The following is an 18,110-nucleotide window of genomic DNA, read 5'->3' on the forward strand; positions in this document are numbered from 1 at the left end:
CCCTAAAACGTGTTATACTTCAAACTCCGCGATGTAATCATATCAGAGGCAGGAAAGGTTTGCTGTGGCAAAATTTAGGGTATTGTCATATATAGTCACCTGTATTAAATTATTCGTTCATTTTCTGAAGCATAACTTTTTCTTGATGCTCATTAAACATAACTACCGCTAAGACAAAAACATGTTGATCTTTTATTAAAATATCAGCACTTGTATTCACAACTTCATCTATATATATTTCATACTTATATTTTTTACTTTCACAAAAAATCAAAATCTTATTATCATTATTGAATAAATAACATTTGAGTTATCTCCCGGTTATTTTCCTGTGATGTATTTCACCATTAAAACTGCAATTTCTTTGCCAGCGAACAATTAAAAACTAGTACATATAGTAAACGAATAGATAGAGGATAATATTAAAATCTGGAGTGTTATACTTCTGGGCTTTTTTTGCCTTTCCCATCAAGAATTTTATATAGGGTTTAATATATATCCTGAAAAAAATGTGATAACGATTGTCTGGAACAAGAATATTAGGCGTATTAAAATATGTGTTTTATTATCAGTAATACTTGGATTGAATATGTTATATATTACGAAATCTCCAAATGTGACAACTAGTTCATCTTTTAATATTACTTCATATTCTTTGATTCTATTCTGATATCGTTTAATTTTTTGATTAACTAATAAACGAAAGTCGTTCCCACTAATACTATCGTTTTGTTGCATTGATTTCAATATAACTTTACTTCTTGGATTTGATATATGCCCTGATTCATTATTAAGTGATATCCCAATACTTTCTGCATTATTCAAACTTGGTTTGATATAAATACCATTTGTTCCAGTACCAGGTAAAGGTGCTTTTCCGTATATTTTAATTTCTATGGTGTCATCGTTCATAACAGTAAAATAAAGTTCATTAGTATTACTATACTCTATATATTCCTTATTTTTTAATTCTTCAAAAATGCGAAGATATTCATTTATATATTTCTCGCAATACTTTACTTCTCTTTTAATATCAATAATTTTATCATTAATTGAAGTCTGTATGTAGTCTTTTTCTAGATAAAAATTTTTCTGATTATTTATGTAGACAAGATATTCAATAGAAGATAATATTACAAAAGAGGATATTAGGCATAATGAGCTGTATAAAATCTTTGAATAGTTGGAAATATTATTAAAAAGTTTTTTTCTCCAATTTATTATTGCGACAATTAACACTATGGTTGATATAATTAAAATGGTATGTGTAATGATATTAGTACATAATAAGCTATATTTAAATACAGGGAAAGTACTATCAAATAAAAAAAGAAATAATACAGTTGTTCCTATCAAGCATAGAATAATAAATCCTAACTCTATACGTAACATTGATCTATATAATTCCCAATTTGGACGTTTCATTTTTTATCCTCTCTTATATTTAAGCCGGAGCGTTATGCTTCCGGCTTTATATTTGATAGTACTATAATGTACATTTAATAAAGTCGTGTTCAAAAAAACGTTCTCCTAGACTTTGATAAACATCCATTTCGTCTTTGTATTTCAGATTTGGCCACAAACCAATTAAAGAATCAAAAGGGATATTTTTTATTAATTTAAATCTTGCAATATACCCCATCTTTGCTTGTGGTAAATTTGATTTTGAGTCTTTAATGGTATTCCATTTTTTACCAGCATCAGATATTGAATTATAATATAACATTATTTGTTCGTAATCAGATAGTTGAGCTCTAACCATTTTGACATATCCATATTTTTGTTTTTCATCAATCAGATTCTTATTGTAATTGGCAACGAAATCTACAATTTGAAATAAATTTCTATAATAATGTCCTAAATATGTATTATAACCATCAATACAATTGTATGAAATATAAGAATTTATAATACTTAGTTTCTTTTTAATTTCCTCATATAGACAATTTTCTTCCGTACTGGTAAAACTATGGCATACAAATTTTTCTCCATAAAAGAAGAATCCATATGCCATACGTGTTAACATTTCACGCTGTTCATTAGTCGGACTATCTATATGCGAATAATCTTTGTATATTTTCTGTATAGTATCGTACATATAGAAATAAATATCTGTTAGATATTTGAAGGCATCTCTACCTTTTTTATCTTCAATTTTTATACTATTAACATTCTGTATATGAATATCAAGTAATTTGTAAAATTTGCTTTCAAAACGTTCTACTGAGATATCATTCCTTAATTGTTCATTAGCCTTAAACTGTACCCAAAAAGCAAGGAAAGTAAGTATAGCAGCAGCTATTGCAACAAATGGTCCCATTATTCCTCCTATGGTATCGCCTATTTGGCCTGTATCACTAAAGTCGAAAAAACAAAATGGTAGTTTTGTTAATAATATCGGAAGTAATAGAATTACTATAAAAGGAACGCACAACCATTTAAAGTATTTCTTAAAATCATTTGAAAACATATTAGTGTCCATCATTTAAAACATCATTTGTTTTTCTTATTAAGGTAATTAATAAAAGCACTACATGATACAAGCATGAATAATGCTTCTTCTGCTTGTGGTATATAATCACCATCATTCTCCATTAGTGCGTGCCGTATTCCCGTGTCTTGTTGGTTAGTATAGGTATATAATTTATCAAAAGCACTTTTTAATTGTTTGTGGATTACAATGCCATTTGACTCCAATTTATTTAAGGCCTTACCTAGAGTATTTTCTCCTGTTTTTTCACGACAAAAGACTTCAATTGCAGATATGGATTCCTTTATCGAATTTCTATAATCAGCGATAGGTCTTTTGGAGTATAAATCTAATGCTTTGTGTAGATGTTCCCTTATATTATCTTTACTTACTTTTAATGCATTTTCGATAGTTATAATCTCCTCTTCTGAGGTGACTTCTGTAATTTTATTCTCTATTATGTGATATCCAAAATTTAGTCTTTTAAATTCATAATTTAATGATTGCACAAAGTCATTATAAACATTATAATACCAGGTATATTCATCTGATATTGATTTTATGTTTTCTAAAATTAATTCAATAATATCAAGCTTTTTATACCATTCATTTGATTTGTATTTTATGTATTCTATAGAGAAACCATATTTATAATCAGATTTTAACCCATTAAAATAATGTACGTATATTTCTTTTTCAATTAACGAAAAAATATTTTCTGATTGATGTACTAGATCTTCTATGCAATTTTGAATTGCATTTTGTATCTCCGGTGTGATTCTTTCTCTAATAATTATATCTGATGGTTTTGTATAACCATATCTTTCTGAAAATAGTGCCATTATTTATTCTCCTTTCTCTATTTTTATTTTCTTTCCACAGTGAGGGCATACAATATATCCTACTCCTGTAAATTCCGTCTCTCCAATTAGTTCTGATATGGTCACGTTCAAAACGTCAGCCATCTTCATTAACGTGTCAAGAGATGGGAATGACTTGCCGGTTACGATATTGCTAACAGCCACCTTTGATATGCCGACCTTTTCAGCAAGCAAAGCGGATGTTACGTTTCTTGCTGACATGATTTCTTTCAGTTGTAAATTCATAAAGTTTTCTTTAATGTTGTTGTTTTGCAAATATATGTAAACTTTATCAATATTATGCTATTTGATAAAGTTTGATTTATTAAATAATGTTAATTGATAAATAAAACTTTATCTCAAGTATTGTAATTGATAAAGTTTACTTTAACTTTGCATCGTCAAACAAGAAGTAATAACTTAAACACACACGATTATGAAGACATTAAGAGAACAAGTAGAAGAGATTAAGAACATGAAAGGTTCTAACGCTGCTAAAAAGGCTGCATTTGTAAAATTAGGTATTAGCAAATATGAAGTTCAGTTGCTGATGTCTGAAATGCCTAAGCCTATAAGAGAGACATATAAATTTACATTTGGCGTTGAAATAGAATGTTTGGTAGCTGCAAGTATAATGAGAGAATGTGCAACGAGAAACAACATGCCTTTTCAATACGAAGGGTATAATCATATTGACAATAATCACTATTATAAATTTGTTTCAGACTCTTCTATTAGGGGTGAAAATCCTATTGAATGCGTTTCGCCAGTTCTTTCAGGTAAAAATGGTATGAAAAGTCTGCAGACATGTTGCAAGGCTTTAAATGAGGCAAATGCACAAGTTAACAGATCTACTGGTTTACATGTCCACATAGGTGCTCAAAACATATCTGATGAAGCTTATATCAATGTATTTAAGAATTATCAGATGTTAGAAAAAATCATTGATACGTTTATGGCTAATTCTAGACGAGCAAACAATAGTCAATGGTGTAGAACACTTCAAGGTATTAGTTTTGATAACTGTGCTACTAAACATGATGTTCTAAGCATTATGAATGGTAACAGATACTACAAGGTAAATGCTTGCTCTTATTCACGACATAATACAATTGAGTTCAGACAACATCAGGGTTCTACTGACTTTGAAAAGATTTCTAACTGGGTAAACTTCTGTGCTAAATTGGTTGCATGGTCTCAAAAGAATGTATTGAGTTCAGAGGTTACATCAATAGATGAAATACCTTTCTTAAATGCGAAAGAAAAATCATTTTTTAAATCACGTGCTGAGGTTCTTCGTTGAGCCTCACACAATTAAATCATATAATTATGTGTTGTATTTTATATAAACCTAAAGGTGTTCAGATGCCAGATCTTAGCACTTTCTCTAAAATTAAGAAGTTAAACCACAATGGCTATGGGTTTGTTTCAACAAATCATTTTCACAAAGGTTTGGACTATCGCACATTTTTGCGGCACTTGTCAGAGGTAGGTGACAACGAGGACTGTATAATTCATTTCAGATTAGCTACGCATGGTTCAATATGTAGAGCGAACTGTCACCCGTTTGTTGAGAATGGTGTTTATTTTGCCCATAACGGCGTTTTGAATGTCACACCTATTGCAGACATGACAGACAGTGAAATTGCCTTTAAATGGCAAATTTACCCGGCTATAGTAAAATACGGTTATGGTAACAGTCAAGCAGACTGGTATATAAGACAGATTTGTGGCAATTCAAAGTTTGCAATGATGAACAATGGTGAAGTTAGATTGTATGGCAAATATACTGAGATAGATGGTGTGTATTACTCTAATTTAAGGTGGTTATGAAAGAGAAAGAAATACTACAAGAAATAATTGAGTGGTTAGGTAATGATACAAGTTATTTATCTACAAAAACTGATTATGCAAAAGGTTATAAACAGGGTATAAAGATGAGTAAAGAAATAGTTGAAAGCATTATCAATAAACATAATCCTAGCCTATTAGCAAACAATTAGCGAATTGTTTCGTATGTGTTTGATTGTTACTCTGATTTGTCTTCATAATGAGGTATCTTTGTTTAGATACCATCGCGGATTAGAGCAGTGGTTAGCTCGCTACTTTGACTTGGTAGAGGTCGCTGGTTCGAATCCAGCATCCGCAACTATTATTTATAAATTACACGATTATGAAAGTATTGACATTAAGTATTAAACAGAAATGGTTTGATGAAATTGTTGCAGGTAAGAAAACTCAAGAATTTAGAGAAATCAGACCTTCTAACTCTCATAAATACATACGTTATGTCTTGAATGGCAGAGAGTATAAGAATTCAGAAGATATGCCTTCAGAAGAAGACGAACCAGGTGAAGTAACTTTATCTTCTGTGAAATATGACGCAATCAAGTTTCTTACAGGTGAATATAAGGGTAAACGCCCTTATATTGTTGTAGAAGTTAAATCTGCAGAAATTCAAATTTTGACAGATGAAAATGACAAAGAAATAGAACTTGAAGAAAAAGGTGTAAAATATATAGCTGCTCAAATAGTTTATAAATTGGGCAAAATTATAGAAAAATCCAATTATTAACCATTAATATTTTCAGCTGAGTCAACGAAACAAGAAGAAGTATTAATCGTGTTACCGGTGTGAGTAGAATCCGGTATCGTACAGTTGGTGGTAGAGCGACTAGTAGAGAAGGCCGCTACCGTGATCTTCGTGCAGCATTTGGTTTGAGCACTGGATAATATGATGCTGCAAGAAAGGGCATATAAGAGTATTGACGCTATTAGAGAGAAATCTGATAGTGCAATACTCTTTTTGTCTTTAGGCAAAGACTCTTTGGTATTATTAGATATGATCTATCCTAAATTTAATAGAATAGTTTGTGTGTTCATGTATTTTGTCAAGGGTTTAGAACATATCGAAAGATGGATTGGTTGGGTAAAAGCAAAATATCCTAAAATAGAGTTTGTTCAAGTACCTCATTGGAACCTTACCTATATTCTCAGAGGTGGCATGTATTGTGTGCCAAATCCTAAAGTAAAGCTTTTGAAGCTTGCAGATGTAGTAAAGGCCATGCAGCTCAAATATGGTTTGTATTATACTTTCTTGGGGATGAAGAAAGCCGATGGTATGAATCGTAGGTTGATGCTGAAAGGTTATGAGGCAAATGGGTATGAGAATAATGGTTTATGTTATCCTTTGGCAGACTACACTCAAAAGGATATTTTGGCTTACATGAAACAGAACGGACTGCCTGAACCAGTGAGGTATTCATTGAAAGCGAGTTCTGGTGTAGGTTTTAATTTGGACTGTATGTTATGGATGGAGAATAATTTCCCGCAAGATTTACAGCGAATTTATAAAGTGTTCCCAATGGCGGAAAGGATACTTTGGGAGTATAAACAAAAGCAATAGGAATGGAATTGAGCAAATACATAAAGGGTGAATCGGTAGAACTCAACCGTTCTGCCATTCACTTCGCAGATTATAACCCCAGGAAACTGTCTGAGGAATCCCGTAAGACATTGAAGCGGGGTATTAAGAAATTCGGTCTGGTTGGTGGAATCGTAGTCAACAAGCGAACCGGCCTTACTGTCGTGTCCGGCCATCAGCGTCTAACAATCATGGATGAGCTGCAGAAATATCCAGAAAACGACTATAGAATCCGTGTAGATGTCATTGATGTGGATGAAAAGCAGGAAAAGGAATTAAACATCCTGATGAACAATCCAAACGCTCAGGGAGCATGGGACTATGACGCTCTTGCCCGGTTAGTTCCTGATATTGATTACCAGGATGCCGGACTGACAGCTGCCGACCTGAATATGATAGGCTGTGATTTCCTTCTTCAGACAGAAGAAGAAAGTTCCATAGCGGATGCTTTGGAGGATATGATGGCACCAGTGGCAGAACAGAAAGAGGCAGAAAGAGCTGCCAAACAGATGGAAAAAGCTGATAAGATTGCCCACATGAAGGAAATCAAGCAGCAGGTAAAGGAAGCTGCACAAAAGCAGGCTCAGGATATGGATGCTTATTTAATGCTTTCTTTTGACACGTTTGAAGCTAAAGCTGCATTCTGTGAAAGATTTGGTTATGATCCTTACTCTAAGTTTGTCAAGGGTGAGGTTTTTGATGAACAGGTAGAAAGAATTGAATGATATGAATAATAGTGAATCTCAACACAAGAAACATCCTGGAGGAAGAAAACCTAAATTTGATTACAGAAGTAAGGAATTTCTTTCTCAGGTGGAAACATATGCCAAAAAGGGATTCACGGACAAGGAAATCGCTTTTGCGCTTGGGTTGAATCCGACATATTTTTATGAGATGAAATCAAAATATTCGGAGATAACTGACGTATTAGCGCGCGGGCGTGCGACTATCACAGCTGCTGTGCGTGCAAAGTTTCTAGCAATGGCATTAGGTGGTATCAAGACCAAGAGTACTGTAGTGAGGAAGCTGAAAGACCAGGACGGTAATTTGACTGGTGAAGAAGAACTTCAGGTGAGTGAGAGTGAACTTGCTCCTAACCTTCAGGCAATGTCTGTTTGGTTGTATCATCATGATGAAGAATGGAGAAAGGTTGAACGTCGTCAGGATGAAAACGTCGACATACCTCAAGATATTGATCATGGTGTTTCCATTGATTCATGGATTAAAGACAAGTTAAAATGATTGTACCTCAGACAATATATCATCCGTTATATACCGACAGCGAGAAGTTTATTATTCTCATCACTGGAGGTCGTGGATCTGGGAAGTCTTTCAATGCTTCCACTTTCATCGAGCGTCTGACATTTGAAATGACTCCTGCAGAAAAAATTGTCCACCAGATTCTTTATACCCGTTACACAATGGTGTCTGCAGGTATTTCCATTATTCCGGAAATGATGGAAAAAATAGATTTGGATGGAACCACAAAGTATTTCAAGACAACTAAGACGGATATTGTGAATCGTATGACCGGTAGCCGTATCATGTTCCGAGGCATAAAGACTTCATCCGGGAATCAGACAGCCAAGCTAAAATCCATTCAGGGTATTACTACTTTTGTTTGCGATGAGGCGGAGGAATGGACTAGTGAAGAAGAGTTCGACAAGATTATGCTATCTATCCGTAAGAAGGGGATACAAAACCGGATTATCATTATCATGAACCCATGTGATTCCAATCATTTTATCTACAAGAAATATATCGAGAATACACATAAACTAGTAGAGATCGATGGCGTACCGGTACAGATTTCTACTCATCCGAATGTACTTCATATCCATACGACTTACTTCGACAATGTTGAGAATTTGTCTCCGGAGTTCCTGAAAGAAGTCAAGGAGATGAAAGAAAAAAATCCGGAAAAGTACGCTCATGTCGTTATCGGTCGCTGGGCAGATGTTGCTGAGGGTGCTGTATTCAAAAAATGGGGTATAGTTGACGAATTCCCAATGTGGTGCAAGAAGGTGGCTATCGGGCAAGACTTTGGTTACACCAATGACCCATCAGCCTCCATTCGCTGCGGCATCATCGATAATGCTCTGTATTTGGATGAAGTGGATTATAGAACTGGATTATTATCTGGAGATATTATAAAGACGCTCCGGCCATGGGATTTGAAAGTGATTGCGGATAGTGCAGACCCGAGACTTATCCAAGAGATTCATAATGGAGGGATTAAAATATACGCGGTAGAGAAAGGACAAGGTTCTGTTAATGCCGGCATTGACAAGATGCAGGGTATGGAGATTTACATTACCAAGCGTTCTTATAATCTGCAGAGAGAGTTCAGAAATTATGTCTGGGCAAAGGATAAAGACGGAAACTACATCAATGAACCAGAAGATCACGATAATCATGGTATAGACGCTGCACGCTATTATGTGCTTGGAGAGCTTCTTGGCAAGATTATGAAACCGAAAGATGTTTCAGGAATATTTGGACATTAAAATAGAATATATGAGAACATTGGAAGAAATTTTGGCAATACCGGAGATAGAAAGAAAAATCTACTACTTGAAGAAAGGTCGTAAGACCGAGCAACCAAACGCTCACGCCCTTTACAACGATTGGAATCCTAACAAGCACGAGATTGTGATTGATGAGGAGAAATATCCGAAAATTAAAATCACAACCCAGCCTGAGAAACGGATTACAGACCCGAGTACCGGGAAAGAATATGTTGAACCTGCAGTAAAGAAAGAAGTTGACCCGAATCGAATTGCCCTTCCTGTCGAGCAGGACATCGTGAACATTCAGACTGCCTTCACAGTTGGAACAGAACCTGTCCTTGATTGTCAACCGGACAAGTCAGAAGAAGGTTTACTTACTGCATTAAAGCAGATTTTCAAGAAGAATAAGTTGAAATACCAGAACAAGAAAGTCGTCAGGGCATGGCTTGCAGAGCAGGAAGTGGCTGAATACTGGTATGTTGTGAAAGATGATGGATTTTGGGCAAAGCTTAAACGTAAGGTTGCTGAGATATTCGGTAATTCCAGACCTGAATATCGTCTAAAGAGTATCATTTGGTCACCATTCCGAGGTGACAAGCTTTATCCATTCTTTAATGATCAGGGTGATTTGGTGGCCCTATCTAGGGAGTATAAGAAGAAGGACCTGGATGATGTGGAGATTACATGTTTTATGACCATAACAAAAGATATGGTTTATCAGTGGGAGCTTACAAGTAATTGGGTAGATAAGGGTTCATTTGCTCACGGATTTAAGAAGATGCCGGTAATTTATATGTGGAGACCGGAAGCGTATTGCGAAAAGATTAAGAGCCTTCGTGTGAGGCTGGAGAAACTCCTTTCCAATTATGCAGACTGTATCGACTACCATTTCTTTCCGATCCTTATGTTATTCGGTGACGTACAGAATTTTTCTGGAGAGTTCAAGAATAGGGTAGTAGAGCTTACCGGTCAGGGGGCTAATGCGCAATACTTAACATGGAGTCAAGTCCCGGATACTGTAAAGTTTGAGGTTGAAACTTTACTTAGCCAGATTTATGGATTAACAAACACTCCCAGGATTTCTTTTGATTCTTTGAAAGGAACCGGGAATGCAGTTTCTGGTGTAACTTTCGACTATGTGTTTATGTCCACCCATCTTAATGTGGAGAATCTAAATGAAACTGTCGGCGAGTTTATGCAGCGGCGTGTAAATTTCCTCGTCTCTGCCTTGGGTTCTATAAATGCTACTCTTGAAGCGGCATCAGATACCATCGATGTGGATGTGCAGATGCAGCCCTATAAGCTGGAGGACATAAAGGAGAAGATAGATACAGCCATTAAAGCTAAAAATGGGGAGATTTGGTCTCAACAGCGTGCCATCACCTTTGTGGGGAATGTGGATTCAGTTTTGGATGAGATTGAAGTTATAAAGGAAGAACAGGCTGAGAAGCAGAAAAAAGAGCAAAATAGTATATAATTTCAATATCAGTTATATTATAAAAATTCGATAATATAAAATGTTTACTTGGGTAAAATTCTATATTGTCGAATTTTTTATATCTTTGCAATAAAGAAGAGATGAAATGAGAATCGTATCACATAAAAAGCTGAAAGAATTTTACGAGACCAAAGGTTATGAGGACTCCAAAGTAGCTCTTGAACGATGGTATGATATAGCTGAAAAAGCATCATGGCAAAATCTTTCAGAAATCAAATTAGATTTTCCTGCAACAGATTATGTTGGAAATCAGCATTATGTATTCAATATTAAAGGTAATAATTATCGTTTAATCGTTGTAGTGAAATTTACAATAGGATACATCTTTATCCGTAAAGTATGTACTCATAAGGAATATGACAAATTAGATTGTTCAACCATTTAAAATAAAATGACATGAGTAAGATTACCAAAGAACAGTATGAGTTTGCATTGGAAAGAGTAGAGGAACTTTTGCCATTGGTTGATGACAATACTCCAGTAAATGATAAAAAGGCAGTTGAATTGACTATGATGTCTGATATTGTGATTGCCTATGAAAAAGAGCATTATCCGATAGAAAAACCTACCGTTGCTGAGCTTATAGAGTTGTCCCTTGAAGAAAAAGGAATGACTCAAAAACAATTAGCTCAGGAAATAGGTATTAGCCCTTCGCGCGTGAATGATTATATTTCCGGACGCTCTGAACCTACATTGAAGGTTGCACGGTTGTTGTGTCAGATTCTAAACATTCAACCGGCAGCTATGTTGGGATTGTAATTAAAATAAAGTCAATTTCATATTTGGCGTTTGATATGAGAACTGTTGCAGTAATAGTTGAAGATGCAGGGAATAATCTCAGTGCTTACATTGAAGATACTCCAGTTATTACGGTCGGTAATAATATAAGAGAAATAGAGAAAAACATGCAAGAAGCTGTAGATCTTTATTTGAAGTCATGCAAGGAAATGGACATAACTCCTGTGGAAGTATTGCAGGGTGAGTTTACATTAAAATTCAAGATAGATGCTGCAACCTTCATCAACTATTACAGCAGTATCTTCACTAAGGCGGCATTGAGCCGGATAACCGGAATTAATGAACGTCAGTTGTGGCATTATGCGGCTGGGGTACACAAACCACGCAAACAGCAGTTGGAAAAAATTCAAAAAGGTATTAATGCGCTGACAGAGGAACTGGCGGCTATAAATTTGTTGTGATTATGGATAAGAAATATCAGGTTTTTGTTAGTTCTACATATGAGGATTTGCAGGAAGAACGTAAGAAAGTAATGGAGGCTCTTTTACAGATGAATTGTTTTCCTGTTGGCATGGAGTATTTCAATGCCTCTGACTCTTCACAATGGGAGGTTATTAAAAGCCTTATTAGAGAGTGTGATTATTATGTATTGATTGTTGCAGGACGATATGGCTCTATTGAAGAAGAATCAGGGAAAAGCTATACACAAAAAGAATTTGAATATGCAATTGAACAAGGTGTTCCAGTAATATCATTTGTACATCAATGTCCAGATTCGCTTCATGCTGCTAAATATGAACACGACCAATTAAAACGTGAAAAATTGGAGGAGTTTAAATCTTGTGTTAAAAAGAAATTATGTAAGTTTTGGGATAATGCTGATGGATTATCTTCTCAGGTAGTATTAAGTTTAACATCCCTGATAAAAACACGTCCTCGAACAGGATGGGTAAAAGCAGATGAAATTTCTTCAGCAGAAACTAATAAAGAACTTATTTCTCTTCGCAAGGAAAATGATTTATTGAAATCTAAAATTAAAGCATTAAGTTCTCAGGTACCAGAAGGAACGGAAAAATATAAACAAGGAGAAGATAAATTTACTATTAATTATTATAAAATAATAGATAATAATCCTAGAATGAGGAATGAGTATGATAAAGAATTTTCTTGGAATGAAATATTTTTGTCTATAGCTTATTTACTTTTTAATCCTTCGACTGATGAACAGATAAAAGATGAATTAGAATGTAAACTTTTAGGTAAGGATAGAAATAATTATTATATTATTTTTGAAGATGATTTTGTCTCTATACTTGTACAATTAATGGCTCTTAAATTGATAACAAATGATACAATAAAGAGTAAAGATGTTTATTCATATTGGATTTTGACAGAATATGGAAAAAACTTAGCAATAGAATTGAAAGCTAAAAAGAAGTAAATATAAATTTCAGCGTGATTATCTAGGTAGTCACGCTTTCTTTTTACCTAAAAACAAACATTCCCCTAATTGTTTCGTATCGTTAACCTTAAAATTTCTTCCTACTTATATCTCTCCATAAATTTACCGTAGAAATTATTAATCAAACTCATACGGTATGACAATCTTTGAACAAATCTTGGCAGGACTGCAACAGAAATTCGCTGGGGTGGACACTGCTACTCTTACCCGTATCGCCACAAAAAGGGCTGAGGGTGTAACGGACGAAACGCAGGTAAACTCCATCGTTGAGGGTATCTCATTTCAGGACGTGTTGACTTCATACGGCGATTTCCGTGCCGGGGATGCTCGAATCACAGCGATTACAAACTATGAGAAGAAGTATAACCTTAAAGACGGAAAGCCAATCAAGGGGCTGGAAGAAAAGAAAGACGAAAAGAAGGATGAGAAAAAAGACGAAGTTCCTTCATGGGCGCAGGCTTTGATTGATTCCAACAAGAGTCTTTCTGAAAAGTTGTCTGCATACGAAGCGGAGAAAGCGCAGGCGCAGCGTAATTCTCAGATTTCGGCAGTGGCTAAAAAGTACGGTATCCCAGAATTTATGCTGAAAGACCGCAATATTCCTGAGAACACGGACTTGGATACCTACTTCAAGGACATGAAGCAGGAAATGTCTAATAGCGGTTTCCAGTTCGCTAAAGCACCTGAAACTGCCGAACAGAAGCAGGAGCAGGAAGCGAGCGAGTTCGCTAAAATGATTGAGGCGGACACCAAACAAATTGTCGAACAACAAAACAAGTAATTTATGGCAGCAGGATTTAAGTATAATATTGAATCTGAACCGTCTATCGAGGAACACTATGACGTTTCTACAGGTGTAAGACGCAGAGGCCCTTACAAACTGGATACGACCAATCTTATAGCGGGTACATATCTTCCATCGTTTACTCCTATTGCGGCTGATTTAGTAAAAAAGACAGCTCAAGTGGCTATCCGTGTGGAAGTCTATGAGAAATTTACAACTGGTTCCAACACAACTCTGAAGGTCAAAAAGAATTCACTGGCTTATATAGGTATGCACTTGGGTAATGGTTCTCATGGCGCTACTATTAATGCCATAGACAAGACTGATAAGGCTTTCGATAAATTGACATTGGCAGCCGACTTTGGTGAAACTTTAGAGGTCGGCACGGTGCTTTATGAAGCGACAGCAGTAGACGGCACAACCCCAAAGGTAATTGCAAACTCAGCACTGTACGAAAGAGCACAAGTTGAAGAAGGCATTGTTTTGATTGCACTCCTGATGCGTGCATTTGAAATTGAGCCAACTAAACTAGCAATGCCTTTTTCTGATATTGACAAAGCAAATATGCCACACTTCCAGTTTAACGAAGCTGATACCTCACAAATGGAAATGACTGTTTATTCAGGAGAATCATATCCTTTGGCATCTTCAAGTCAAGACGGACTGATGAGCAAATAAGATAAAGCTAAATTGGACGGTATCGCCACACAAGCAAACAAATACACTTTGTCTGCAGCAACAGCGTCCACACTTGGAGGTGTTAAGTTGGGTGTAAAAGTAGATGATGCAACAGGTCAGGAAGATGTACAGACACAGTTGAATGCACTTCTTGCATCATTGAGGAACGCAGGTGTAATAGCAACAAAATAAAGAAAGGAGAACTAATATATGATGCTAACTATTCATACACTGTTTAACGATCCTCACATCGTTAACGCCGTTATCCAGCGCGTCCTTCAGACAAGAAAGGACACTATCTATTGGCAACAGTACTTGGACTTCCGTAGAACAACTACACGTGTGTTCAAAGATTATATTGGTCAGGTTACTGGTGTAATGGCTGGTTCTATCAACTCCCGTTATGGTGAGAAACCAATTCGTGAACGCCGTAATATTGGTTCTGGATACGGAGAAATAGCCTACTTAGGTGACCGTTATCAGATTTCTATTGACCGTTTGTCAGAACTTCAGGATTTGGTTGACAAGTACAATGCAGCTAAGACTGCCGACCAGGTTGCAGCTATGCAGGACATTGTGAATTTCATCTATGACGACTATCGTCAGGTGCTACTTGCCGCCCACAAACGTATGGATATCGTTGTCGGTTCTTTGCTTATGACAGGAATGGCACAAGTGAAAAACAAAGACGATAATGCCGGCGGTATTGACTTGTTGGATATTGAACTTCCATTTAAGTTCATTACTCCTGAAGCTGGAGCAAAAGCTAACTTCATTACCTACCTGCAGCAGACTCTTAGTGAGTTGAAGTCCGTTTATGGTACTTTCCCAAAGATGATTATGTCACGAGGTACGTTCGTGAAAAATATTATCGGCTCAAGCGAGTTCGGCGACAAGTTTAAGATGCAGCTTACGGGCAACGAGATGTACCTCTCTACCGGGTTGATTACATCCCAGCTGGCTTCTTCCATTTTTACTGGTATCGGACTTCCAGCCATCGAAATCAAAGAAGACTACGTACTTGACCAGTCCGGTAAGAATGTACAGATTTATGCGGACGACCGTATTACACTTCTTCCACAGGATAAGGTTGGTTACATGCGTTTCCATACTCCTTATGAAGCTGTTGACGGTGTACCGGGCCGTAACTATACCCAGGCTGATGGTGATATGCTCATCTCCGGTTATAAGGATGGTAATGGTCGATATTTGGAATACACAGCCGAATGGATTCCGCAGATTGCAAACCCGAACTTGATCGTAAACTTTGATTTGACAACAATGAACGCATGACAGTAAACGACTACATATCACAGAAGTTTCAGACCTTCGGCATTAACTTGTCGGAGGCTGACCTTTTGGAGATAAGTTTGTCTTCAGAGATAAGCGGGGAGGATGAGATGAACCAGTCAAACATCGGTCTCGTGTCGGTGGCTATGGCGAAGTTCATCCCCTCTCTATTACTTAGAGCTACTTCTATTAGTGAGAATGGATTCTCTATGTCCTGGGACACTAAAGGCGTAAAGGAATATTATTCTTTTTTGTGCAAGAAGTATGGTTTTGAAGATACGCTGTCAGATAAACCTAAAATCAGATTCCGTCAATGATATTCGCGCCACATACATTACAAGTAAGAGTCACAACTCCAATGGAAGAAGATGAGTTCGGCAGACCTATTCCTGGTACCGGTGGAGAAAGCTGGCAGGACGTATGTCGGTGCCGTTGTAATGATAATTCTACCAAAGAGTTTACTTCGGAGAACGGTGAGGTGTATCGACCGAATTACCACGTAGTTTGCGAGAAGAAAATTTCTCTGAAGGCTGGAGATGAAGTCAGATGTATGGACGGTGAGAATATCCGTGGAACTGGCAAAGTTTACATGGTTAAGAATACGAATTATTTTGGTTACTCAGAGATATGGATGTAAAATTTGATTTTTCGGACGTGGATAGATTCTTCCAGCAAGGCTATTCAGAAGTAAAAGCTGTTGAAGAGAAGGTTGGGAAGGAAGCTGTCAATTATGCGATAGAGCATGGCAGTTATCAGAACCGGACCGGAACACTCCGTAAGTCAAATAAGTATTCAGTTGAGGATGACGGATTGGTGATAAGAAACGATGCAGAGTATGCCTCGCACGTCGAATCTAAAGGCTATGAAGTATCAACTGGTGCGGCTCTATACGCAGAGAAACGATTGAAGGAGGAAATCAAATGATAGTAACTACCGATATAGCGAACATACTTTATCGTGATTGCCAGACTTTCGGTATTGACATCGTTCCCCATGGTAAGAAATTAATGGGTGAATTGAAGTCTGAAAGGATTGTCATTCACTCTAAAAGACAGCAGCCGGGAACCTATTGGAAGAAGTCTTTCGTAGAGGTGAACCTTTGCGTTCCGGATTTGAAGAAAGGAGAAGCAAATACCATCCGTCTAAATGAGTTAGAGAAACAGGCTCAAAAATTGTTTGACGGTATAACCGGACGCTATGACGGTACCACATATCATTATTCCATAGAATCAATCGGAACAGAGGAAGACACAGATTTAAAGTGTCATTATGTAAATGCAAGAATTTTATTTGAAGTTTTAAATGTGAAATAATATGGCAGAAGCAAAGAAAGTCACAGCCGCTAATATCAAGAAGCTTTGGTATGGCGAAACAAGCGAGATTTCCGCAGATTTGACAGGGCAAGCCTTGCATACACTTTTGCAGGGTGAAACCTTGAAAGAAGTAAAGAATATCCATCAGGATACATGGACGATTGAAGAAGCGGAAGCAAGCCGTACAAATTATAAGAACCAGCTCACAGGTCAAGTTTACCGAAGTGACAAGGAAATGGGGGATGTGACCGTCAATTTTACTATCGGTGAGTATGACTATGTAACTAAGAAAGACCTTATGGGTGGTGATGTTATTAATACCGATAAGGGCTGGAAACGAGCAAGAGGTAAGGTGAATATTGAGAAATTGCTTGTTGCTTTGACTGACGACGACCAGTATTGCGTCATTCCACGTGCTGACATTGGCGCTCGTGAGGCTACAACTGATAAGGCAGTAGGTATTCCTGTAAGTGCTGTGGAACTGGAACCTCAAAATTCAGAAGTTGCACCAGAATACTGGTTTGACTCATCAGAGGTGACTGCTGGAGTTTAGGGCCTGTCCGATAGGTGAGATTGTTATAGGTTTAATGTAGGGGTAGGCTTGCCAGCTTGCCCCTTAATTGTTTTTTAATATGAATCAAGGAGCGAAAATAATTTCAGAATCGATTATAGGCAGTGACTTCAGAACGGTAATTGTAGGTGGTAAGAGTTATACAGTTTATCCTCCAACAATACATAGGTTAGCTGGTGCCATATCTCATTTATCAGGTGTACAAGAGGCTGATAACATGAAAGCTGTTTTATTATCTCTTGGTGAAAGTGAAGTTTACAGTATGGCTCTTTCATGGCTGATTGTTGGTGATGATAGTCTTCAAGAGGAATTGTCCAAAGGTACATACGAGGAAAATGTGAATGCTTTGGATGAGGTTTTTTCTATGATTGATTCAAAGGTTTTTCTGAAAGCTGTCAGCTTGGCGAAGAACGTAAGCCTGCTGGCAGCGAAACCGAAGTTGTAGGGAATGATACATTTCTTGGACAGATAGCATCGTTCATTGATAATCTGCATTTGTCTTATAAGGAAGT

Annotated in this window: 25 protein-coding genes, 1 tRNA gene and 1 pseudogene; 23 read left to right on the forward strand and 4 right to left on the reverse strand. The window is 36.6% G+C overall.

Going from position 1 to position 18,110, the window contains the following annotated elements:
- Positions 1-477: 477 nt before the first annotated feature.
- The 4 genes from ACYIAR_RS16255 to ACYIAR_RS16270 form a co-directional block, all read right to left on the reverse strand.
- Positions 478-1,425, reverse strand: coding sequence for a hypothetical protein (locus tag ACYIAR_RS16255; RefSeq protein ID WP_480331210.1), 948 nt, complete (start codon positions 1,423-1,425; stop codon positions 478-480).
- A 61-nt stretch (positions 1,426-1,486) separates the two neighbouring features.
- Entirely contained in the window at positions 1,487-2,485 is a 999-nt protein-coding gene (locus ACYIAR_RS16260; protein WP_480331212.1) for a putative phage abortive infection protein, read from the reverse strand.
- An 8-nt stretch (positions 2,486-2,493) separates the two neighbouring features.
- Positions 2,494-3,312, reverse strand: coding sequence for an AbiJ-NTD4 domain-containing protein (locus ACYIAR_RS16265; RefSeq protein WP_480331214.1), 819 nt, complete (start codon positions 3,310-3,312; stop codon positions 2,494-2,496).
- Positions 3,313-3,315: 3 nt separating this feature from the next.
- Entirely contained in the window at positions 3,316-3,576 is a 261-nt protein-coding gene (locus tag ACYIAR_RS16270) for a helix-turn-helix domain-containing protein (RefSeq protein WP_480331216.1), read from the reverse strand.
- Between the two features lie 190 nt (positions 3,577-3,766).
- Here ACYIAR_RS16270 and ACYIAR_RS16275 point away from each other — a divergent pair, with 190 nt between their 5' ends.
- The 23 genes and pseudogenes from ACYIAR_RS16275 (at position 3,767) to ACYIAR_RS16385 (ending at position 18,043) form a co-directional block, all read left to right on the forward strand.
- Complete coding sequence (locus tag ACYIAR_RS16275) at positions 3,767-4,633, forward strand: amidoligase family protein (protein WP_480331218.1); 867 nt, start codon at positions 3,767-3,769, stop codon at positions 4,631-4,633.
- A 26-nt stretch (positions 4,634-4,659) separates the two neighbouring features.
- The gene (locus tag ACYIAR_RS16280) at positions 4,660-5,163 is read left to right on the forward strand and encodes a class II glutamine amidotransferase (protein ID WP_480331220.1); all 504 of its coding nucleotides are present in this window, start codon (positions 4,660-4,662) and stop codon (positions 5,161-5,163) included.
- The gene (locus ACYIAR_RS16285) at positions 5,160-5,333 is read left to right on the forward strand and encodes a hypothetical protein (protein WP_480331222.1); all 174 of its coding nucleotides are present in this window, start codon (positions 5,160-5,162) and stop codon (positions 5,331-5,333) included. The genes ACYIAR_RS16280 and ACYIAR_RS16285 overlap by 4 nt, the downstream gene beginning before the upstream one ends.
- A gap of 73 nt (positions 5,334-5,406) precedes the next feature.
- Positions 5,407-5,479 (forward strand) — tRNA-Val (locus ACYIAR_RS16290).
- Between the two features lie 24 nt (positions 5,480-5,503).
- Positions 5,504-5,905, forward strand: coding sequence for an ASCH domain-containing protein (locus tag ACYIAR_RS16295; RefSeq protein WP_480331224.1), 402 nt, complete (start codon positions 5,504-5,506; stop codon positions 5,903-5,905).
- A gap of 159 nt (positions 5,906-6,064) precedes the next feature.
- On the forward strand, positions 6,065-6,736 hold the full coding sequence (locus ACYIAR_RS16300; RefSeq protein ID WP_480331226.1) for a phosphoadenosine phosphosulfate reductase domain-containing protein: 672 nt from the start codon (positions 6,065-6,067) through the stop codon (positions 6,734-6,736).
- Positions 6,737-6,738: 2 nt separating this feature from the next.
- Entirely contained in the window at positions 6,739-7,479 is a 741-nt protein-coding gene (locus ACYIAR_RS16305) for a ParB N-terminal domain-containing protein (protein WP_480331228.1), read from the forward strand.
- Between the two features lies 1 nt (position 7,480).
- Complete coding sequence (locus ACYIAR_RS16310) at positions 7,481-7,996, forward strand: hypothetical protein (RefSeq protein ID WP_480331230.1); 516 nt, start codon at positions 7,481-7,483, stop codon at positions 7,994-7,996.
- Positions 7,993-9,261 (forward strand): PBSX family phage terminase large subunit, encoded by a 1,269-nt coding sequence (locus ACYIAR_RS16315; RefSeq protein ID WP_480331232.1) that lies wholly within the window; start codon positions 7,993-7,995, stop codon positions 9,259-9,261. Before ACYIAR_RS16310 ends, ACYIAR_RS16315 begins: the two co-directional genes overlap by 4 nt.
- 10 nt (positions 9,262-9,271) lie before the next feature.
- A complete protein-coding gene (locus ACYIAR_RS16320; protein ID WP_480331234.1) occupies positions 9,272-10,741 on the forward strand; it encodes a phage portal protein in 1,470 nt (489 codons plus the stop codon).
- A 106-nt stretch (positions 10,742-10,847) separates the two neighbouring features.
- The gene (locus ACYIAR_RS16325; protein ID WP_480331236.1) at positions 10,848-11,147 is read left to right on the forward strand and encodes a type II toxin-antitoxin system HigB family toxin; all 300 of its coding nucleotides are present in this window, start codon (positions 10,848-10,850) and stop codon (positions 11,145-11,147) included.
- A gap of 11 nt (positions 11,148-11,158) precedes the next feature.
- Positions 11,159-11,521 (forward strand): helix-turn-helix domain-containing protein, encoded by a 363-nt coding sequence (locus tag ACYIAR_RS16330; protein WP_480331238.1) that lies wholly within the window; start codon positions 11,159-11,161, stop codon positions 11,519-11,521.
- Between the two features lie 35 nt (positions 11,522-11,556).
- Positions 11,557-11,961 carry an antitoxin HicB gene (locus ACYIAR_RS16335; protein ID WP_480331240.1) on the forward strand — a complete coding sequence of 135 codons (405 nt, stop codon included), beginning with the start codon at positions 11,557-11,559 and terminating at the stop codon, positions 11,959-11,961.
- A 2-nt stretch (positions 11,962-11,963) separates the two neighbouring features.
- On the forward strand, positions 11,964-12,941 hold the full coding sequence (locus tag ACYIAR_RS16340) for a DUF4062 domain-containing protein (RefSeq protein ID WP_480331242.1): 978 nt from the start codon (positions 11,964-11,966) through the stop codon (positions 12,939-12,941).
- A 157-nt stretch (positions 12,942-13,098) separates the two neighbouring features.
- Positions 13,099-13,743 (forward strand): hypothetical protein, encoded by a 645-nt coding sequence (locus tag ACYIAR_RS16345; RefSeq protein WP_480331244.1) that lies wholly within the window; start codon positions 13,099-13,101, stop codon positions 13,741-13,743.
- A gap of 3 nt (positions 13,744-13,746) precedes the next feature.
- Positions 13,747-14,616: pseudogene (locus tag ACYIAR_RS16350) on the forward strand (head fiber protein).
- Between the two features lie 18 nt (positions 14,617-14,634).
- Positions 14,635-15,717: a hypothetical protein gene (locus tag ACYIAR_RS16355; protein WP_480331246.1), complete on the forward strand. Its 1,083-nt coding sequence runs from the start codon at positions 14,635-14,637 to the stop codon at positions 15,715-15,717.
- Positions 15,714-16,031, forward strand: a complete 318-nt coding sequence (locus ACYIAR_RS16360) for a DUF6706 family protein (RefSeq protein WP_480331248.1) — start codon at positions 15,714-15,716, stop codon at positions 16,029-16,031. The genes ACYIAR_RS16355 and ACYIAR_RS16360 overlap by 4 nt, the downstream gene beginning before the upstream one ends.
- On the forward strand, positions 16,028-16,351 hold the full coding sequence (locus ACYIAR_RS16365; protein ID WP_480331250.1) for a hypothetical protein: 324 nt from the start codon (positions 16,028-16,030) through the stop codon (positions 16,349-16,351). The genes ACYIAR_RS16360 and ACYIAR_RS16365 overlap by 4 nt, the downstream gene beginning before the upstream one ends.
- On the forward strand, positions 16,342-16,638 hold the full coding sequence (locus tag ACYIAR_RS16370) for a hypothetical protein (RefSeq protein WP_480331251.1): 297 nt from the start codon (positions 16,342-16,344) through the stop codon (positions 16,636-16,638). The genes ACYIAR_RS16365 and ACYIAR_RS16370 overlap by 10 nt, the downstream gene beginning before the upstream one ends.
- Complete coding sequence (locus tag ACYIAR_RS16375) at positions 16,635-17,027, forward strand: hypothetical protein (RefSeq protein ID WP_480331253.1); 393 nt, start codon at positions 16,635-16,637, stop codon at positions 17,025-17,027. Before ACYIAR_RS16370 ends, ACYIAR_RS16375 begins: the two co-directional genes overlap by 4 nt.
- 1 nt (position 17,028) lies before the next feature.
- The gene (locus ACYIAR_RS16380; RefSeq protein ID WP_480331255.1) at positions 17,029-17,580 is read left to right on the forward strand and encodes a hypothetical protein; all 552 of its coding nucleotides are present in this window, start codon (positions 17,029-17,031) and stop codon (positions 17,578-17,580) included.
- Between the two features lie 79 nt (positions 17,581-17,659).
- A complete protein-coding gene (locus tag ACYIAR_RS16385) occupies positions 17,660-18,043 on the forward strand; it encodes a hypothetical protein (protein WP_480331257.1) in 384 nt (127 codons plus the stop codon).
- The last annotated feature ends 67 nt before the right edge of the window (positions 18,044-18,110 follow it).

The organism is Parabacteroides sp. KHUB-01, assembly GCF_056640935.1.